The sequence below is a fragment of the Clostridium thermosuccinogenes genome (assembly GCF_002896855.1).
Taxonomy (GTDB): domain Bacteria; phylum Bacillota; class Clostridia; order Acetivibrionales; family DSM-5807; genus Pseudoclostridium; species Pseudoclostridium thermosuccinogenes.
Genome location: NZ_CP021850.1, coordinates 2,021,495 through 2,040,426, shown reverse-complemented (window position 1 = coordinate 2,040,426; position 18,932 = coordinate 2,021,495). Strand labels below are relative to the sequence as shown.

Below are 18,932 nucleotides of genomic sequence, written 5' to 3'. Positions count from 1 at the left end.
CCGATTTGGTGAATATGAACTCGAAGATGGAACTGCCTTTGAAATTTCTTAGCTGGTTCATCAGGAAATTGCATTTTCAAAAAGGGAACTTTTTCTTCTTTAAATACGCCTAAAATTATTATGCGTAAAAATATGTCTTAAAAAGGTGTGGTAACAATGGGTAAAAGATTACTGGTTTTTTTATTGGCTCTTACAATCTGTATGGCTGCAAGTACAGTCGTCTTGGCAGACGATGTGGATGTCTTGAGGATTGCGGTAAACGGCGAAACAATTGAAATGCCTGCAAAGGTTATCGATGGGGAATTGTTCTTGCCCCTGCGGGCTATTTCCGAAAAGCTGGGGTTTGAGGTCTTGTGGTCCGGAAAAAATCAAGAAATTATCATTCGCATGCCCGAAAGGAATATCAATATCCGCCTTTCGGATTATATAATTGCCGTGGATGACCATGAGTCTTATATCCAGGGAGGATACACCCATGTGGGCGGCAGGACTTACATGAGGCAGGACTTTTTTAGCGATAATATGGGATTGAAAATAATATGGGATAAGGCTAAAAACGATGTAAGGATACACAGCGTCAAGGAAAATCCTATTGTAATCAATACAAAGAAGGAAGTAAAAGAAACTCAAACCTTGAAGCTTACTATTCAATATCCGGAGATTAAAGGATTGGATAACACCGAAGTGCAGCATAAGTTAAACTCCTTATTTTCAAAACTTGCAGCAGAGGCAAAGAAAGAAGGATATGAATTTGCAAAATACATAGGCCAGGATGAAATCGCAAGGGGTATTAAGGTTGAAACCTATTTCAATTACCAGGTCAAATACAACCAGAACGGCATGTTGAGCATCGTGTTTTCCGCCTACCTGTACAGCGGAGGCGCTCATGGCAATACCCTTCAAAGCTCTTATACCTTTGATCTGAACACAGGAGAGGAATGCGATTTAAAGGATTTATTTAAGGATGGCATTGATTATGTATCCTATATCAGCGATGAAGTGAAAAAGCAGATGGAAGAGAAGGGAATGACCTATGCACTGCTGAATCCCTTTGATGCTATAAAAGCCGATCAGGATTTCTATTTATCGAACAATGCCGTTGTGGTTTACTTCCAGGCATATGAATACTTTCCTTATGTTTTCGGCATTCCTGAATTTGACATTCCCTTATTAACATTAAATGATATGCTAAAGCCTGAATTCAGCTTCCTTACTGCCATACCTTTAAAGTTTGGCAAAGATGGCTACGAGCAAAAAATTTCTACGGAAATTAAAGGGCATATAGGCGATATGGTGGATAGTGTGTATGTTGATGGTGGAAGCGCGTACATTTATGAAAAGGCCGACGATAATGAATACCTTCATATGGGTTTTGCAGGCAAAGAGTATTATGACCTGGGAGCCATAGCAGATAAAAACAGCATTGCTGATGACCTTGTTTGCACAGAGGCATTGGACCTCTTTGACAAAACAATGGTTAAGTTTCAAGGGGCATTTAGCGGCTATGAAACCAAGACAGAATACTTCATTATAGAGCAGGGCATTCCAAAGCCATTTCTCTCAGTGGATGGCATTACAGCGGAAATGGATATTGATGGTGATGGTGTGAAAGAAATCATTACACAGCTTCCCGGTACAATCACCACAGCCTGTATATTTGAATGGGACGGAAACACGCTAATGTCCGCAAATGTTGATCAGGCGTTAAATGCATCTTTCGTGCTCTTTAATAAAGAAGACGGAAGTTTTTCAGCTTATTATAGGACCGGTGATATGACTGATCATAAAAGGGTTGAGTATAGGTATACCCGTTATGGTATGGAACTGAAAAAGAGCCTCAGGGATATGGATGGGATTGTGTCGGAAAATACCTTGGATTATGATAAGGATTCAAAAGATGAAAAGATTGTGGTAAGGATGGTGGACGGCAAGCAGTATGAGGAAACAGAAGCCGGGCCATTTCAAGGCTGGAACTGGCAGGGGAAATTCGTCGTTTCCCTCATTGACGAAGCCGGAAAGACAATATCGGAGTTGGACTTGAATGAAGCCTTTGGCGGCCAGGACTTGGTATTCAACAGCAGCTTTCTTTTGCAGTTTGATGATTATAATAATGACGGAAATCTTGATTTTGCCCTGGGTCAGTATGCCTCAAGCAATGGCAACGTGTACAGGCTGTTTACCATTAAAGATGACGGAATTGAGCTGCTGCCTGTAAAAACCGGTGAAATTTTCAGCAGCGGAGGAAAAAGCAGATATACGACAGAGTTTGAGAAATTTGCAAAAAGCGGGTTTATAAATACTTATTACGACAACATAAAAGGTAAGTACATAGAGCAGCATTTTGTGTGGGACGGTTCCCAATTTATTATAAAGAGCACCTTTGAAAAAGATGTTGCTGTTTCGGCCCATTGAATGTCGAAAGAAGGAACAAATATTGACACCAGCTCCTTTCGGAGCTGGTTTATTTTATCAAAATGGCTTCTTGACACATTAATTTGTATACTTTTTTCTAACAAAACAGGTACTCTATTAACTCCAGCAAGCATACTTTGATCTTGACCATTCCTTCTTGTACAGTCACGGTTTACTCTCACCGCTTAAATCCTTGATTTTCTCCAGCTTTTCCTTGATCCTGGTGTTTTTCGAATAAGTGTTATTTTTAATTATCTCCTCATAATAGAAACGTGCATTATCATAATCGCCTATGTCGCTATAAATATCTCCAAGGGCTTCCAAAATAAAAGTGGCCTTGTTGTCTATCTTATATCCTTCAAGATATGCATCGATGGCATCTTCAGTCCTGCCGAGGTTTTTATAAGCTGTGCCCAGATTGTAATAGGCATATTTGGATTTTCTGATCCTGTTGCAGGATTTAGCCTCCTCTATGGCTTTCTCATATTCTCCTTTTAAATTATAAACCTTGGCAAGGTTGCAATGGGCAGTGTCATTTCTGCTGTTTAGCTCTATCGCCTTTTTAAACTCCCTTTCCGCAGCTTCCAGGTATTCCGCCGGTTTATTGTCGCTCAGCTCATAGGAATCGAGGTAATTCGTAGCCAGAACGCAATGAGCCCTGTCACTGTTGGGAGCCTTTTGCGTCACATCGGTCCAGAGGCGTATGCCGTCACTGAAAATGTAATTCCTGTGCAGAGTGACTCCGGAGTACATAACGATGAGAAACCCCATTGCAACAACAAAGAATTCGATAGGACGCTTAAAAAGATAGGGACGCTTTTCTTTACCGGTTTCATGGAGCATGAGGCCGGTGAGAAACATTATAAACCCTACGATAGGGAAATACAGCCTGTGTTCAAAATAGACATCTTTTATCGAAATAAAAGACGATTCCACCGACAAGCCTATATAAAACCAAAGGATTCCCAAAGCAATAAGCTTGTTTTTCCTTATATTCACCAACGCAATAATGCCAATGATGGCATGAATTATCAAGGATATGTAGGAATAGTTTTCCCAAAGAGTTTTAGATATGGGATAATCGTTGCTGTAATCAAAATTCAGCCTGTAGGGTATGAACAGCTGCTGAACATAGTGGAGTATGACATTCAGCTGGGTATAAAAATAGTGCATCCTGTCCATTGATGTGCTGGCCTTGAAGTCCACATTCGGATCACTCTGGCTGTAACCACCAAGATACAGGTTTGTCGCAGGAATAATAGGTATTGTCAGAAGGAGAACCAAAAAAACAGCTATTCTCTTTACCCATTTTGTTCTTCCGTCCTTGAGGAAAAACATGAGCTCGATTAGAATCAGCATGAATGGTATAGTAATGGTGTTTTCCTTGGTAAACATGGCGATGACGGTAAAGAGCAGGGTAAATGCAAAATACCTTTTTCTGTGGTATATCCTGTATTTCAAATAATTCAGGACGGCAGCAAAATAGAACGTCGCGGCCAGGGCTGCGGTACGCTGTATAATATAAGTAACTGCGTTTACCTGGACCGGATGGCATATAAACATTATGGCAGAAAGGGTGCAGACAAGCTTCCGGTACCTGCCGGGCAGTTTGTCTTTGAAATAATCCAGTCCGAGCAGGTGATAAAGTATGGAATATACCAGTATACCGTTGATTATATGAATAATAAAGTTCACAACATGATATCCAAAGGGCATGTTCTGAAACAAAAAGTAATTCAGTGATATTGTATAGTACAGCACGAACCTGTTGGAATAAAATTCCCATATAGCCTTGAAATCCAGAGGATTCCTTATGGCATAATTATTTGTGATGGAACCGAAATCATCCAGGGTAAAAGGCGCTGTAAAGCTGTTGCAATAAACAATCAGTCCTACTACCGATATTAAAAGGTAAGGCATATATCTTTTCTTCAATATTTCTTCGATTCTGCTTAACATCTATCTCACCATATCCTTAATAATAGTTGATTCCTTTATTATCCCATATATTTTAGATGCAAAAAACCCAATTATTGTTCAATCAACTGCTGCCAAACATCCAGATACATTCCGTCATCATCAAAATCAGGTATGTTTCCCAGCCTCCATAAGGAAATTCCCCGGATACCGAACATTTTAGCCAGGTTTACCTTCGCTGTGACGCTGCGGCTGTCCTCGTACCATATAACATTGCTGACGCCGGTGTCAGGGTTGTAATATGTTATATAAGGATTTTCATAAGATTTTGCATATTCTACAACTACATTTTGCATATTATCCAGGTTCTTTATTCTATCCCTTATTTTTTGATAAGTTGGAACATAGGGATACCGGTTTATAACCTTTCCGTCCTTCTTCTGCCACTGAGCCGATCCGAAGGAAATCTGAAGCCAAATTTTGCTCAGGTCCTGAACCCCTGTATCCTTATCTGTAATCGCTTTCAAGGCAAAATAAATCTGATCAAAGGGAGTAAGGGGAGTGGATGTAAAGCCGATGTCCATTTCGCTATCGTTCAAAGATTTGGCGTTATAATCATGGGCCATAAGGATCACCTTGTCGGCTATTTCACCTATGGTTTTAAAATCATAACCATTATAATAAGCCTCTCCCGGTCTTTGCACCGGATGTACGGCAACGTAAAGTTTTTTGCTGTGTTTGTCCAGCTCGGTGTTCAGTTCATCCAGGAATGTATTTAAAAACACCTGGTTATCCTTGCCTCCGAGAGCTTCAAAGTCAATGACCACTCCGTCAAAAGCAGCCTCTTCATCACCTTTTTTAGCGGAATTCAGCATTTGGACGATGTCATGGATAACAGCTTTCCTTACGTCAGGATTTTTAATGATGTATTCCACCAGGCCGATATTTTTCTGGGTTTCATCAGCATTGATACGGATGTCGTTGGAAGCAAACACATTAAGCTGGGTGGAGGCTCCTTCCTGCCGCGCATATTCCACAACGCCGGAAAAACCGTCGGGCAGCACGAAGTCATTTTCGTTTTTGGAAGAAGAATTCAGTATGACCTTCCCGTTTTCGGCATCATATTCGAGGCGGCACCAGCCAAAACTTACCGAATCCAAGCTTTTTATATACTCCTTCTGGGAATAAGCATTGTGGGCATAAAAGGCATGCAGCTCGTTTATGCCGTGATTTAACTTCTCATACATGCGCATCATCATGACAGCAGCTTCTTCTCTCTTGGCGTTGTTCTTGGGCGCAAAGAGATTTCCCGGAATTCCGGTGACGATGCCCAGATCTTTTGCGATATTAATATATCCGTTATATTTATTTACATCGCTGAAAGGCTGATACGAAAGAGATGGCTGCTGGGCAAGGGTTTCCAGGCCGATTGTCCTTATTATCATTATAGCGATCTCTTCCCGCGAAATATTGTCATTGGGCCGGAAATATTCCGCTTTTTTAATTATTCCAGCCTTCAGGGCAGTTTCGATATAAGGATAATAGTGCTTCTTTTTATCCTTATTGTCATTGAAGCTTCCTTCTTCAGGATATACAAGCTCCCATCCCATCAGGCGGACCAGGAAGGTGACAAAGTCAGCTCTGGTTATCGTCTTTCCATAACCGAACTGGTTGTTGCCAATACCGTTGGTGATATTCAGCTCCCTCAACTTGTGTATCGCATCATAAGCGTAGCTTTTAGCCGGAACATCAAAAAAAGGTTCCGTATTGTCGGAAGCCTTTGCTGTAAAAGCCGGCAGCAAAGCAGCCAGCATAGCAATAGTCAAAATGCAGCCTATTATTCTTCTAAAAGGACCTAACAAAACACATACCCCCATTACTTACATATATTACAGTTTAACACAAAAAAATACCTGTGAAAACCTGATTAAATATAAAGCTGTATTTAGAATGGTTAAAATAATCATTATATGTTAGAATAATTAATGTTGATTTTTGTAAGTAAAGAGAGGATGACAATGGAAAGGGACATATATCTTGATAACAGCGCTACGACGAGACCTTATGACGAGGTTATAGATTACATAAATTATATCAATGCCAGTGTATACGGAAATCCTTCCTCCCTGCATACAAAGGGCATAGAGGCCGAAAGGCTGATAAAGAAAGCCAGGGATATAATTGCCGGTTCCCTTGGGGTGGAAGGCAGGGAGGTGTATTTTACTTCGGGAGGCACAGAATCCAACAATCTCGCGATAATAGGATATCTTAGTGCAAACCCCAGGAAAGGACGGCATGTTATCACCTCCAAAATTGAGCATCCTTCGGTGCTGGAAACCTGCAGGCACCTGGCTGAGAACGGCTACAGGGTGGATTACCTGGACGTGGACAGCAAGGGGATAATTAATCTCGAGCAATTGAGGGATGCTATAAATGAAGATACCGCCCTTATAAGCATAATGGTGGTAAATAATGAAATCGGTTCGGTTCAACCGGTGGAAGAAATAGTAAAAATCAAGAATGCCGTCAACAGGAATACAGTATTGCATATGGATGCGATACAAGCCTACGGAAAAATAAAGCTGAACCCTAAAAAGCTGGGAATTGACCTGTTGTCCATAAGCTCCCACAAAATACATGGCCCCAAGGGCGTGGGTGCGGTCTGGGCAAATAAAACCATAAGGCTGAAGCCCATATTATTCGGGGGTGGCCAGGAATCCTTGATCCGCTCAGGTACCGAAAACGTATCGGGAATTGGCGGCTTTGGAATGGCTTCGGAGATGATATTCCAAAGGCTGGAGGAGAATTTTAAAAAGGTTGCCGGGTTGAAATCCTTGTTTTTAAAAAGACTGGAAGAAGAAATAGATGATTTTCATGTAAATTCACCGGAGGATGCGTCGCCCTATATCTTAAACATCTCATTCCCGGACCTGAAGGCCGAGGTGCTGCTTCACCACCTGGAGGAGAAGGGAATATACGTATCTACCGGATCAGCCTGCTCCTCGAGGAAAGATACCCGGAGCCATGTGCTTCAGGCAATCAATGTAGACAAATGTTATGCTGAAGGAGCCATAAGGTTCAGCTTCTCATCCTTGAACACGGAACAGGATGTTTTGGATACCATCGATGCGTTAAAGGTAATAATACCGAAAATCAAAATACATAAAAACAGGCGGAGGTAGTAACTTCAAATGAAGAGGATTATATTGGTGCGTTACGGCGAAATAGCCCTTAAGGGTCTTAACAGACCAGTATTCGAGTCAAAGCTCATAAGCAATATAAAGAGGTCTCTGTACGGACTTGGAAAAATTGAGGTCATAAAGTCGCAGTCAAGAATTTATATAGAACCGGAATCCGACGAGTATGATATTGATGAAGCTCTTAAACGGCTGTCTAAGGTTTTCGGCATAGTATCCGTAAGCTCTGTCATGAAAGTAGATACAGATTTTGAAGAGATTAAAAAGCATGGATTGATGCTGGCTAAAAGCCTCACTGAAAAATACGGGCATTCCACCTTCAAGGTGGAAACAAAGAGGGGAAATAAGAAGTTTCCCATGGATACGCCGGAAATCAACAGGGAATTGGGGGCATATATCCTGGAGAACATCCCGTCTTTGACGGTGGATGTCAACAACCCCGCCTTTATCCTGCATGTGGAAGTCCGGGAGAACTCATATATTTATTCGGACATTACCCCTGCCCATGGCGGTTTGCCCATGGGCACCAACGGAAAGGCTGTCCTGCTCCTGTCAGGAGGCATTGACAGTCCGGTGGCAGGATGGATGATGGCTAAAAGGGGAGTGGAAATTGAAGCGGTGCATTTTTACAGCTATCCGTACACCAGTGAGAGAGCTCGGGAAAAGGTTATCGATCTGGCAAAAATCCTGTCCGAATACTGCATGGAGATAAATCTTCATATTGTGCCTTTCACCGACATACAGCTGGAAATTAATGATAAGTGCCCGGAAGATGAGATTACAATTATTATGAGAAGGGTAATGATGGATATTTCAGAAAGGATTGCCGGCTTGACCGGAGCCCATGCTCTGATTACCGGAGAGAGCCTGGGGCAGGTGGCAAGCCAGACCATACAAAGCCTTGCCTGCACCAATGCTGTAGTAAGCATTCCTGTGTTCAGGCCGCTTATCGGAATGGATAAAAATGAAGTGATTGAAATTGCAAGAAAAATCAACACTTTTGATACCTCCATCCTGCCCTATGAAGACTGCTGTACGGTTTTCGTTGCAAAACACCCCAAGACAAAACCCAGGCTGGAGCAAATCCTTAAGTCGGAAGCAAACCTGAATATCGAGGATATGATTAAAAAAGCAGTGGAGGAAAGGGAAGTATTGCGCATCCGGCTGGGCAAGGTGCTTTGATTTAAAATGGCTGTGCATATTTATCCATAAGGCTGGAAGCCTGGAAAATTTATATATTGAATGAATTCTTTCAAACTAGTATAAATAAAGCCATCTGTAATATTTATATAATAGACATTAAAAGAAATATTCCGGATGGTATAAATATGTTGTTTTCTTCTATACTTAAAAAAAAATGGCTGATAATTCTGGCTGTCACGTTCCTGGCATTGGCTTTTGCCGTTGCTTTGGCTGCCTTTTGGGTACTGAACCTTCAAACCATATACGATGGCGTATGGTTTGAAGGTATCAACCTGGGTGGGCTTGACAAAATGCAAGCGGACTCGGTTATAGAAAATATCTTTCAGGAAAAATATGCAAAAAAGCATATAACCTTCAGGCATGAAGACAATTCCTGGACCTGCGATGTGCAGGACATAAACTTGAAGTATCCAACCTCCGAAATCATAAAAGAGGCATACAAAACAGGACGCACAGGTAATTTATTCCAAAGGCTTTATGAAATCGTCCGGGTAAGGTTTAAAGGCAAGCGCATCATAGCCGAATTGGAGTTTGATGAAGAACTCTTGAAAAGAAAACTGGCTGAAATCAAACTGCAGATCGATGAAAAAGGCAGGAATGCCGAAGTTAAATATGAAAACGGCAAAATCGACATCAAGAAAGATGAGCCCGGCAAGGTACTGGACATAAATAAGAATTTTAAGCTGTTTTCCGAAAAGGTTTCCTCCGGCGATTTTTATGAGATAAGCCTCATAGTTGATAAATTCAAACCCGATATTACTTATGACGATGTAAAAGTAATAAACCATGTCGTGTCGAGCTTTACAACTTATTTTAATCCCAGTGATGTTAACAGGACGCACAATGTGAAAATTTCATGTGAAAAAATTAACGGAATCATATTGATGCCCGGCGACATATTTTCAATGAACAAGGCTTTGGGGCCCAGGACAGTGGAAAATGGCTACAAGGAGGCTTTGATTGTATATAAAAACGAGTATATAGACGGCATAGGAGGCGGGGTGTGCCAGACTACAACCACTTTATATAATTCCGTACTCAAGGCCAAGCTGAAAGTGCTGGAAAGAACCCATCATTCACTGCCGTCATTGTATGTAGGCTTAGGTCAGGATGCCACCATTTCCGGAGACTATATAGATTTTAAATTTCAAAACGATAAGGATTATCCTGTGTGCATCAGCGCAGAAGTGGCAAAAAACCAAATTGTCATAAGAATACTGGGAAAAAAGGAAAACGACTATACGGTAAAACTTGTTTCCAAAGTAGTGGAGAGATACGCCCCTGAAAAGGAGGAAATAGAAATAGATAACAGCCTGGCGTTCGGCGAAAAAGTAGTGGAACGCAAGGCCAGAGAAGGTTTTAGGGTTATATTATACCGGGAGACATACGATAAAAACGGCAAGCTAAAAAGCAGGGAAAAAATTTCAGAGGATGTATATAAACCTGTGAATGCTATGGTAAAAATGAATGAAAAATACTATAATTATCTATATGGGTCAGACAAGAAATCAGATTAGGCAGGATGCAAAGAAAGCTTATTTCTTCCATGCCGTCTGATTTCTTTGCAGAAAGGCATAGCCTCTGCTTTCATAGATAAAACCGGATATGAAGCATAAGAATAAATTTTAATGTCAGTGAAGAAAAGAGGTAATTAAATGGACAACAGCGTTAGTAACAGTATATACAACTCGTCGGTCACCTGCCCGGTATGCGGTTCAAACTTTGAAGTAACAAAGGTCAAGATCAGATCATGCAAGGTTGTATCCAGGGACTCGGACTTCTGTACATATTATGAAAATATAAATCCTTTGCTTTATGATGTATGGGTATGTGAAAATTGCGGATACTCATCGATGAAAGACAAATTTGAAGAAATTGGAGCAAAAAGCGCCGCGATTATCAGGAAAGAGATAAAACCACGATGGACAAAGAGAAGCTTTAGCGGTGAAAGGACTGTAGATGGCGCCCTGGAAGCTTTCAAACTGGCCCTTTATAATTTGCAGGTAAGGAATGCTCCTTGCAGCGAATTTGCTAAAGTATGCCTGAGGATAGCCTGGCTGTATAGATTTAAAGGAGATAAAGAAAAAGAAAGACAGTTCCTCGAATTTTCCCTCAAAAATTATTACGATGCATACCAGAATGAGAGATTTCCGTTGGACAAGCTGGATGAATTCACCTGCATTTATCTGATTGCTGAGCTGAACCGCAGGCTGGATGAATATGAAGAAGCACTCAAATGGTTCAGCAAGCTGATCAGCTCCCCGGAGGCAAGGAAAAATGCGAAGCTTATGAACACAGCCCGGGAGCAATTGCAGGTGCTGAGGGAGCAGATGGGGAGGCATGAATAAACCTACTTATACAGATGTATCCGCAAGGTTGGAACTGCCTGTCTTTTTACGTTTACAGGATAACACATACCAAGTTGGCTATGACGGAGGCAAACACAAATGAAAGTTGGAAAGCTACCTAATGATGTTTTGAAAAAAATCATACTGGACAAATTAAAATCAAAAAGGCCCGATATTCTGGTCAGGCCTAACATAGGCGAAGATTGCTGTGCTGTGGATTTCGGCGAAAATGTATGTTTGCTGTCCACCGATCCTATTACCGGAGCAGTGAATGAGATAGGCAGGCTGGCAGTTCATGTATCCTGCAATGATATAGCTTCCTGTGGTGTAGAACCGCTGGGTCTTCTTATCACCCTTCTTGCTCCGCCGGATACGACGGAAGAAGACATAGAGACTATTATGGGTCAAATAGCCCAGGAAGCCACTGCCTTGGACGTTGACATAATCGGAGGACATACGGAGATTACGGAGGCAGTCAACCGATGTGTAATTGTATGCACTTCGGTGGGAAAGGTCCTTAAAGAAAAAATGGTTACCACTTCGGGAGCAAAGCCGGGAGATCAGATAATTTTGACGAAATCTGCCGGCCTCGAAGGAACCGCCATCATAGCTCACGACAAAGAGGAATATGTGGCAAGCAAACTTGGACAGGAGCTTGCTGACAGGGCAAAGACCTTCATAAACAGGATAAGCGCTGTAAAGGAAGGAAAAATCGCTGGAGAATATGGTGTAAATGCCATGCATGATGTCACAGAGGGAGGCGTCCTTGGAGCCCTTTGGGAGGTTGCCGAAGCCTCAGGGACAGGGGTAATTGTATATAGGGAGAGAATACCTGTCGAGCCGGAGACGGCCCAAATCACAGAGCTCTTCAACATTGATCCCCTTAAGCTCATATCCAGCGGCTGCATGCTTATAACCTGTCCTGATGGAGAAGGTCTGGTGAAAAAACTAAAAAGCAACGGTATCCCGGCTGCAATAATTGGGGAAGTTACTGCAGGTCCGGATAAAAAGATGGTTTCCGGCGAGCACGAAGAGTGCATACCGCAGCCTGATTCGGACGAGCTGTATAAGGTCCTTTGAGCCTGCAGGCCTGCAGTATGACCTTTAAGGCCACAGTTTACCAGAAAGATGATTTTTCCATCTTTTTTGACAATTTGTTGACATGCCTTTTTTTAGTTATTATAATTTGATTAAATGTATATTTATTGCTAAAGTTTTTTATTTATGCATTTGATTAAGCCATGATAATATCATCAATACAAGCTATAAATGCAGCTTTATAAAGATGTCAATAAAAGACGTTAATATTACTAGCATTTTTTTTATTATAAAGATTAATAGCATTTTTTATTATAAAGTCCATTAGGAACATTGATTTTACAAACAGGAGGATAGAAGATGTACAGCTTGAATCAGATAAAAAAAGTTGATCCTGATATAGCCAGGGCTATAGAGGATGAAGTAAATCGCCAAAGAAATAATATAGAGCTTATCGCCTCGGAGAATTTCGTAAGTGAAGCAGTCATGGAGGCCCTGGGAACTCCCCTTACAAACAAGTATGCCGAAGGTTACCCGGGAAAAAGGTATTACGGCGGGTGCGATTATGTGGATGTCGTTGAAAACCTTGCAATAGAACGGGCAAAAGAGCTTTTTGGAGCAGAGCATGCAAATGTTCAGCCTCACTCGGGAGCACAGGCCAACATGGCAGTGTTCTTTGCTGTTCTGGAACCCGGGGATACTGTGTTGGGCATGAACCTCGCCCATGGAGGCCACCTGAGCCACGGTATGCCCAAGAACATATCCGGTAAGTACTATAATGTAATCCCTTATGGTGTAAGGGAAAGTGACTGCAGGATTGATTACGACCAGGTAAGGGAACTGGCCAAAAAGCATTCTCCAAAGCTTATAATAGCCGGTGCCAGCGCTTATCCGAGGATATTAGATTTCAAAACTTTCAGGGAAATTGCCGATGAAGTGGGAGCATATTTGATGGTGGATATGGCCCACATTGCAGGTCTGGTAGCTGCCGGCCTTCATCCCAACCCGGTACCGTATGCCCATTTTGTAACCACTACCACGCACAAGACCCTCCGCGGTCCGAGGGGCGGGATGATTTTGTGCACCGAAGAGCTTTCCAAAAAACTGAACAGCGCTGTTTTCCCCGGAATACAGGGAGGACCACTGATGCACGTGATTGCGGCAAAAGCCGTAAGCTTCAAAGAAGCTCTTTCCGATGAATTTAAGGCATATCAGACTCAAATTGTAAAGAACGCAAAAGCTCTGGCCAATGCTTTGATGGAAAAAGGCTTCAATCTGGTTTCCGGGGGAACGGACAACCATCTCATGCTGGTAGACCTCCGCAATAAGGGCATAACCGGAAAAGAGGCCCAGCATAAGCTGGATGAAGTGTTCATAACCGCCAACAAGAACGGAATTCCTTTTGACCCCGAAAAGCCTACCGTTACCAGCGGATTGCGCCTTGGCACTCCTTCGGTAACCACAAGGGGAATGAAGGAAGATGACATGGTGGAGATAGCTGATCTGATCTCCTTGGCCCTTACGGATTTTGACAACAGCAAGGAAGCTGTTATAGAAAGGGTAAAAGCCCTCACGAATAAGTATCCATTGTACTGATAGCTCTATACTCTTCAACACAAAGTATTTATACAGAATAATCTGGTGAAAAACTACGCTTAATTGATAGCTTATATACTGATGATTTATACGGGGTGCCTGTTACGGCACCTTTTCCTTTTTGATGGGGGCACACCTTCCCCGGAAAAGAAAAAAGATTTATATATGGAAAACCTCTCTCCTATAATGGTAAAATATAATTTGTCATATACTACATGTTACAAGGAAGAGAAGTGCGATGGAAAGAAAAGAACCTCTGGCTTATAGAATGAGACCAAGGACAATTGAAGAATTTGTGGGTCAGGAAGAAATCGTCGGCAAAGGAAAAATGCTTTACAGGATGATAAAAGCAGACCGCATATCGTCCGTCATTTTTTACGGTCCCCCGGGCACGGGAAAAACATCCCTTGCAAGGGTTATTGCAGAATCGACGAAAACTCCTTTTGAAAAGCTGAACGCGGTTACGGCGGGAGTGGCGGACATAAAGAGAATTGTTGCCGATACCCAAAATCCCATGCTGAATACCAAGGGAAAAACGGTTCTTTTTATTGACGAAATCCACCGTTTTAACAAATCCCAGCAGGATGCGCTGCTGCCTTATGTAGAGGACGGAACCATAGTTTTAATCGGCGCTACCACTGAAAATCCGTTTTTCGAAGTTAACAAGGCTCTGATCTCAAGGTCGTCGGTATTCATGCTCAAACCCCTTTCGGAGCAGCACATATTGAAGCTTCTGAACAATGCGCTAACCGATCGGGAGCGGGGTTTGGGGGAATACGATATTGAGGTGGAAGATGACGCATTAAAATACCTTGCCAACATATGCAACGGGGATGCCCGCATCGCATTGAATGCCCTTGAGCTGGCGGTAATAACTTCTGAGATCAGCAGTGACGGAAAGATTCACATAGATATGTCTGTAATTGAAGAATGTGTGCAAAAAAGGGCTGTGACTTTCGACAAATCGGGAGATATGCACTATGACAATATCAGCGCTTTTATAAAGTCCATGCGGGGCAGTGATCCCGATGCGGCGGTGTTTTATCTTGCCAGGGCTTTATATGCCGGGGAAGACCCGGAGTTTCTCGCCCGGAGGATAATTATATGCGCTTCCGAAGATGTCGGGATGGCAAATCCGAATGCCTTGGTGGTAGCAACAGCTGCTGCTGAAGCTGTAAGAATGATAGGAATGCCCGAAGCAAGGATTATATTGGCCCATGCTGCTGTTATGGTAGCCACCAGTCCGAAATCCAATTCTGCTTACGCTGCCATAAACCAGGCATTGCACGATGTAGAGACAAAGCGCACCGGTGATGTGCCGATGCATCTCAGAAACGCAGTTACTCAGGGGATGAAGGACCTGGGATATGGAGTCGGATACAAATATGCCCACGACTATCCCGGAAATATCGTAAACCAGGAATATCTTCCCGAAGAGATGAGAGGCACAATATATTACAAACCTACGGTCAACGGGTACGAGCGCAAAATCAAGGAGTGGCTGGACGAAAGAAGAAAAAGTGGAATTTAGCTTTTCATAAGAGTTTCTATATTGATAAAGCAAGATTTAACATTCTGTATTGACAACATTAAAATTAGATGCTACCATACAATTGTAAATGTTATAACGTTATAACGTTATAACCTTATAATAATATAACTATAATAAAGGTTGGATTCTCTAGAACATTTGCATCAATATTAAAAGCTCCGTTACAAGCAACAAACCTGCCATGCTGGTAGCATGTGCAATAGCATCTATGCCAACAATAATTCTGTATCAACAATAAATAATAATTTTAATAATGGAATTTCAAATCAATGCAAAAAGAAAGGAAGCAAAAATGATGAAAAACTGGACGATATTTTTAATCCATCATTCCCACACGGATATCGGTTACACAGAGCGGCAGGAAAAATTAATGAACTATCACAAGGATTTTATAGTACAGGCCATAAATATCCTTGATGATATTCATTCCGGGAAGTTACAAGGCTGCCAAGGGTTTAAATGGCAGTGTGAAAATCAGTGGCAGGTAGAAAATTTCTATGCAAACGCTACAGCAGAGCAAATAGAAAAATTCGAAAAATATGTGAAGTCTGGTGAAATCGGGCTCTCCGGAAACTATCTCAATATGACGGAGCTGGTGGATAAGGAAGTATTGCTTTCCAGAACAATGAAAGCAAAGAAATATGGTGAAAAAATCGGAGTTAAAATCAAGAGCGGTATGTCAGCCGATATTAATGGATACGCCTGGGGATACCCTGACATACTTTCAGAATGCGGAGTAGAAAATCTTCTTTGCGCCCTCCATCCCCACCACGGTATGTTCCCGCTGTATAAAAAGCAGCAACCTTTTTATTGGCAGGGCCCAAACAAAAATAAAGTTCTCGTTTGGGTAAGCGAACATTATCATCTGGGCAATGAATTGTTTCTCTGTCCTCACGGAGGCACTTCATACATGATCAGTGATGATATCCGAAAAGAACTTAGCAGAGGCTTTAGAACTTCAGGTGTGGATGAAACAAAGAAAAAAGAGCTTGAGTTTTCACAGAAAAGAATACTAAGGTATGTTGATAATCTTGAAAAAGAAGGTTATCCTTATGACTTCGTTCCAATTATGGTTTCAGGAGTTATTTCAGACAATGCACCTCCAAATGCTGATATTGCAAAGAGAGTACATGAGCTGAATCAAATATTTGACGGCAAAGTCACTATAAAGATGGCCACATTGGATGAGTTTTTTGACCAACTGAGAAGCAGCAAGGTTTCCATTCCAACCTATGAAGGCGATTTTACCGATTGGTGGGCTGACGGCGTCGGATCAACTCCCAATGCGGTTAAACTATTCCGGGAGGCTCAAAGAAAGTATGACCTTTGCAAAAAACTGGATCCGGAAAACAGGCTGGGAAATGCAGAGCTTTTAGAAAATGCAGCGGAGAATATTATGCTTTATGCTGAGCACACCTGGGGATATTCCTCCTCCATATCTGAGCCTTGGGATTCTCTTGTTGCATGTCTGGAGAAAAAGAAGGATGCCTATGCTATAAATGCCAATATTGCTATATCAAAAAATCTTGATTTGATTCTTTCCAAAATGGGAGAAGTATCAATTGATGCCCATAAGTGTCAAAGATATAAAATTATCAATCCTCATCCCTTCCGTTATAAGGGAACTGCTAAGCTATATGTTGAGTACTGGGAGTATTTTGATGGTATTCCTCTGGATACAAGCGCTACGATTGAAGCCTATGATGAAAAGACCGGGGAAAGGCTGACATGTCAGGGACATAGAATATCCAGGGCGCATGAAGTCGAGGTTGTTGTGGATTTGGCTCCGGGAGAGGAAAAGATCGTTAAGCTGAAACAGAGCTATGGAAATGCAGGCACAATACGAAACCATGCCCATATTGGTGCAGAGGGAGTAAAAGATATTGTAATAGAAGGCGAATATTTGGAAACGCCGTTCCTGATCGAAACGGATTACTACAAAGTGGAGTTTTCTCAGGAAAAGGGAATTGCTTCTATTCTGGATAAAAAAACAGGCAGATGCATTACCGATAGTGAAGTTACTGAAGGCGCTTTTTCAGGCATTTATGAGTTTACACCGATGAAAAACGGCAATCCTTGTGAAGTGCGCCGTCAAATGGGAAGAAACCGCTCAAGCATTGCAACACAAAGAAGCATTTCTAAGCTTACAGATGTATCCATTGTAGAGAGTGGTCCCGTGTACGTTACTGCAAAGCTGTCTTATGAGCTTCCGGGCACAAAATTCTATTATGTGTATTTGAAAATTTATAAAGTGGCTCCAATGATTGAAGCCAGAATTTGTCTCCATAAGGAAAGCGTCTGGGAGCCTGAAAATCTTTATGTATCACTGCCTTTTATCAGCGATGCAGCTAAAGAAACCTATGTGGACAAAACCGGTTGCATTATCCGTCCCGGTATTGACCAGCTTCCTGGTACTTGCCAAAACTTTTATCTCATCCAGAACGGCATGCTAAGAACAGGAAAAGACACAGACATATTGGTAAGCATAAAGGATGCTCCTTTAATCTGCTTTGGCAAGCGAGAAGCCGCACCGGTTAAACTATGCGATGGAAAAAATACGGAACTTAAAAACTCTACTGCGTATTCCTGGATAATGAATAATTTCTGGGAGACCAATTTCAAAGCTGATCTTGGCGGGTTCTATGAATTTACCTATACAGTAGTTACAGATAAGTTTGAGTCACGCAATCAGGCATTGGAATATGCCAAAGCAATCAACGAAGGTGTGCTGGGATTTTATATTTAAAGGAATGGGATAATTATGTTATATGACATACTCTTGGATGTTGGCGGAACAGGTATAAAGGGTGGCTATTATAATACCGGAAAAAATATTCTTTCGGATTCCTATAATTTTATTTCAAATTCTGACAAAGAAAAGGATGTAATAATAAAACACTTTATCACTATTTGTGGTAGGATATGGGGGCAAATCCATGACGATAATAAAAGAATCCGAAGCATCAGGATGGCTTTCCCCGGTCCTTTTGATTACGGCAAAGGCATATCCAAAATAAAAGGACTTGCCAAGTATGAGAGCTTATATTCGGTATCTATTCCCGATGAGATGATCCATCTGGGCATCAAGGAAAATTATGATTTTATACCGAGAAGCAATAATGATTTTCAATTTGTCAATGATGTAGAAGCTTATGCCCTTGGTGCTATGAACAAAAGAAATTTATATCAAGGATATCGAGTGATATATGTTTGCATAGGTACAGGTTGTGGTTCCGCATTTTCGATAGACGGTCAGATATCTACCGATCGGTCACAAGGAATCCCTGAAAACGGATGGATATATTCATTACCCTTTAAGGATATGGTAATTGATGAATATATTTCTGCGCGCGGAATCAACAAGCTGGCCTTAAGGTATTGCAACCAAGCTCTTTCTCCTTTAGAATTAAGCAAGATAGCTGAAAATGGAAACAAAGAAGCTATCCAGGCTTATAAAGAATTTGGAGATGATCTAGCTGCAGCGCTCTTGCCTTTATTGAAGCAATTTAAGGCTAATACATTAGTGATTGGTGGAAATATAAGCCGTTCAAGCGATTTGTTTATTTCACCGCTGAAGGAGAGCTGCAAAGCTTTGGGGGTTGATCTTATTATTGAAAGTGATACGTCAAGGCTTACAATGTTAGGATTGACCACTCTATAAATCCAGGT

General features: G+C 41.7%; 12 protein-coding genes. 10 read left to right on the top strand and 2 right to left on the bottom strand.

Annotated features, from left to right (window positions below):
- Nucleotides 1-156: 156 nt before the first annotated feature.
- Nucleotides 157-2,412: a stalk domain-containing protein gene (locus CDO33_RS08985; RefSeq protein ID WP_103081064.1), complete on the top strand. Its 2,256-nt coding sequence runs from the start codon at nt 157-159 to the stop codon at nt 2,410-2,412.
- 165 nt (nt 2,413-2,577) lie between these two features.
- On the opposite strand, the gene CDO33_RS08980 is transcribed toward CDO33_RS08985, so the two are convergent.
- Nucleotides 2,578-4,371, bottom strand: coding sequence for a tetratricopeptide repeat protein (locus CDO33_RS08980; RefSeq protein WP_103081063.1), 1,794 nt, complete (start codon nt 4,369-4,371; stop codon nt 2,578-2,580).
- 71 nt (nt 4,372-4,442) lie between these two features.
- On the bottom strand, nt 4,443-6,191 hold the full coding sequence (locus CDO33_RS08975) for an S-layer homology domain-containing protein (RefSeq protein ID WP_161496471.1): 1,749 nt from the start codon (nt 6,189-6,191) through the stop codon (nt 4,443-4,445).
- Between the two features lie 156 nt (nt 6,192-6,347).
- Between CDO33_RS08975 and CDO33_RS08970 the strand changes: the two genes are divergently transcribed.
- The 9 genes from CDO33_RS08970 (at nt 6,348) to CDO33_RS08930 (ending at nt 18,924) form a co-directional block, all read left to right on the top strand.
- On the top strand, nt 6,348-7,511 hold the full coding sequence (locus CDO33_RS08970; protein ID WP_103081061.1) for a cysteine desulfurase family protein: 1,164 nt from the start codon (nt 6,348-6,350) through the stop codon (nt 7,509-7,511).
- 9 nt (nt 7,512-7,520) lie between these two features.
- Nucleotides 7,521-8,708: a tRNA uracil 4-sulfurtransferase ThiI gene (gene thiI, locus CDO33_RS08965; protein ID WP_103081060.1), complete on the top strand. Its 1,188-nt coding sequence runs from the start codon at nt 7,521-7,523 to the stop codon at nt 8,706-8,708.
- Nucleotides 8,709-8,854: 146 nt separating this feature from the next.
- The gene (locus CDO33_RS08960; RefSeq protein WP_103081059.1) at nt 8,855-10,246 is read left to right on the top strand and encodes a VanW family protein; all 1,392 of its coding nucleotides are present in this window, start codon (nt 8,855-8,857) and stop codon (nt 10,244-10,246) included.
- Nucleotides 10,247-10,384: 138 nt separating this feature from the next.
- Nucleotides 10,385-11,077 (top strand): DUF2225 domain-containing protein, encoded by a 693-nt coding sequence (locus tag CDO33_RS08955; RefSeq protein WP_103081058.1) that lies wholly within the window; start codon nt 10,385-10,387, stop codon nt 11,075-11,077.
- A 99-nt stretch (nt 11,078-11,176) separates the two neighbouring features.
- Nucleotides 11,177-12,157 (top strand): AIR synthase family protein, encoded by a 981-nt coding sequence (locus CDO33_RS08950; protein ID WP_103081057.1) that lies wholly within the window; start codon nt 11,177-11,179, stop codon nt 12,155-12,157.
- A 318-nt stretch (nt 12,158-12,475) separates the two neighbouring features.
- Nucleotides 12,476-13,711 (top strand): serine hydroxymethyltransferase, encoded by a 1,236-nt coding sequence (locus CDO33_RS08945; protein WP_103081056.1) that lies wholly within the window; start codon nt 12,476-12,478, stop codon nt 13,709-13,711.
- A gap of 238 nt (nt 13,712-13,949) precedes the next feature.
- On the top strand, nt 13,950-15,242 hold the full coding sequence (locus CDO33_RS08940) for a replication-associated recombination protein A (RefSeq protein ID WP_103081055.1): 1,293 nt from the start codon (nt 13,950-13,952) through the stop codon (nt 15,240-15,242).
- 274 nt (nt 15,243-15,516) lie between these two features.
- Nucleotides 15,517-18,009: a glycoside hydrolase family 38 N-terminal domain-containing protein gene (locus CDO33_RS08935; RefSeq protein WP_103081054.1), complete on the top strand. Its 2,493-nt coding sequence runs from the start codon at nt 15,517-15,519 to the stop codon at nt 18,007-18,009.
- 15 nt (nt 18,010-18,024) lie between these two features.
- Entirely contained in the window at nt 18,025-18,924 is a 900-nt protein-coding gene (locus CDO33_RS08930) for an ROK family protein (RefSeq protein WP_103081053.1), read from the top strand.
- The last annotated feature ends 8 nt before the right edge of the window (nt 18,925-18,932 follow it).

What these genes read in the sequence shown, in the direction of transcription:
- CDO33_RS08985 (WP_103081064.1), top strand. Translation starts at nt 157, where the DNA reads ATGGGTAAAAGATTACTGGTTTTTTTATTGGCTCTTACAATCTGTATG.
- CDO33_RS08980 (WP_103081063.1), bottom strand. Translation starts at nt 4,371, where the DNA reads ATGTTAAGCAGAATCGAAGAAATATTGAAGAAAAGATATATGCCTTAC.
- CDO33_RS08970 (WP_103081061.1), top strand. Translation starts at nt 6,348, where the DNA reads ATGGAAAGGGACATATATCTTGATAACAGCGCTACGACGAGACCTTAT.
- thiI (WP_103081060.1), top strand. Translation starts at nt 7,521, where the DNA reads ATGAAGAGGATTATATTGGTGCGTTACGGCGAAATAGCCCTTAAGGGT.
- CDO33_RS08960 (WP_103081059.1), top strand. Translation starts at nt 8,855, where the DNA reads ATGTTGTTTTCTTCTATACTTAAAAAAAAATGGCTGATAATTCTGGCT.
- CDO33_RS08955 (WP_103081058.1), top strand. Translation starts at nt 10,385, where the DNA reads ATGGACAACAGCGTTAGTAACAGTATATACAACTCGTCGGTCACCTGC.
- CDO33_RS08950 (WP_103081057.1), top strand. Translation starts at nt 11,177, where the DNA reads ATGAAAGTTGGAAAGCTACCTAATGATGTTTTGAAAAAAATCATACTG.
- CDO33_RS08945 (WP_103081056.1), top strand. Translation starts at nt 12,476, where the DNA reads ATGTACAGCTTGAATCAGATAAAAAAAGTTGATCCTGATATAGCCAGG.
- CDO33_RS08940 (WP_103081055.1), top strand. Translation starts at nt 13,950, where the DNA reads ATGGAAAGAAAAGAACCTCTGGCTTATAGAATGAGACCAAGGACAATT.
- CDO33_RS08935 (WP_103081054.1), top strand. Translation starts at nt 15,517, where the DNA reads ATGGAATTTCAAATCAATGCAAAAAGAAAGGAAGCAAAAATGATGAAA.
- CDO33_RS08930 (WP_103081053.1), top strand. Translation starts at nt 18,025, where the DNA reads ATGTTATATGACATACTCTTGGATGTTGGCGGAACAGGTATAAAGGGT.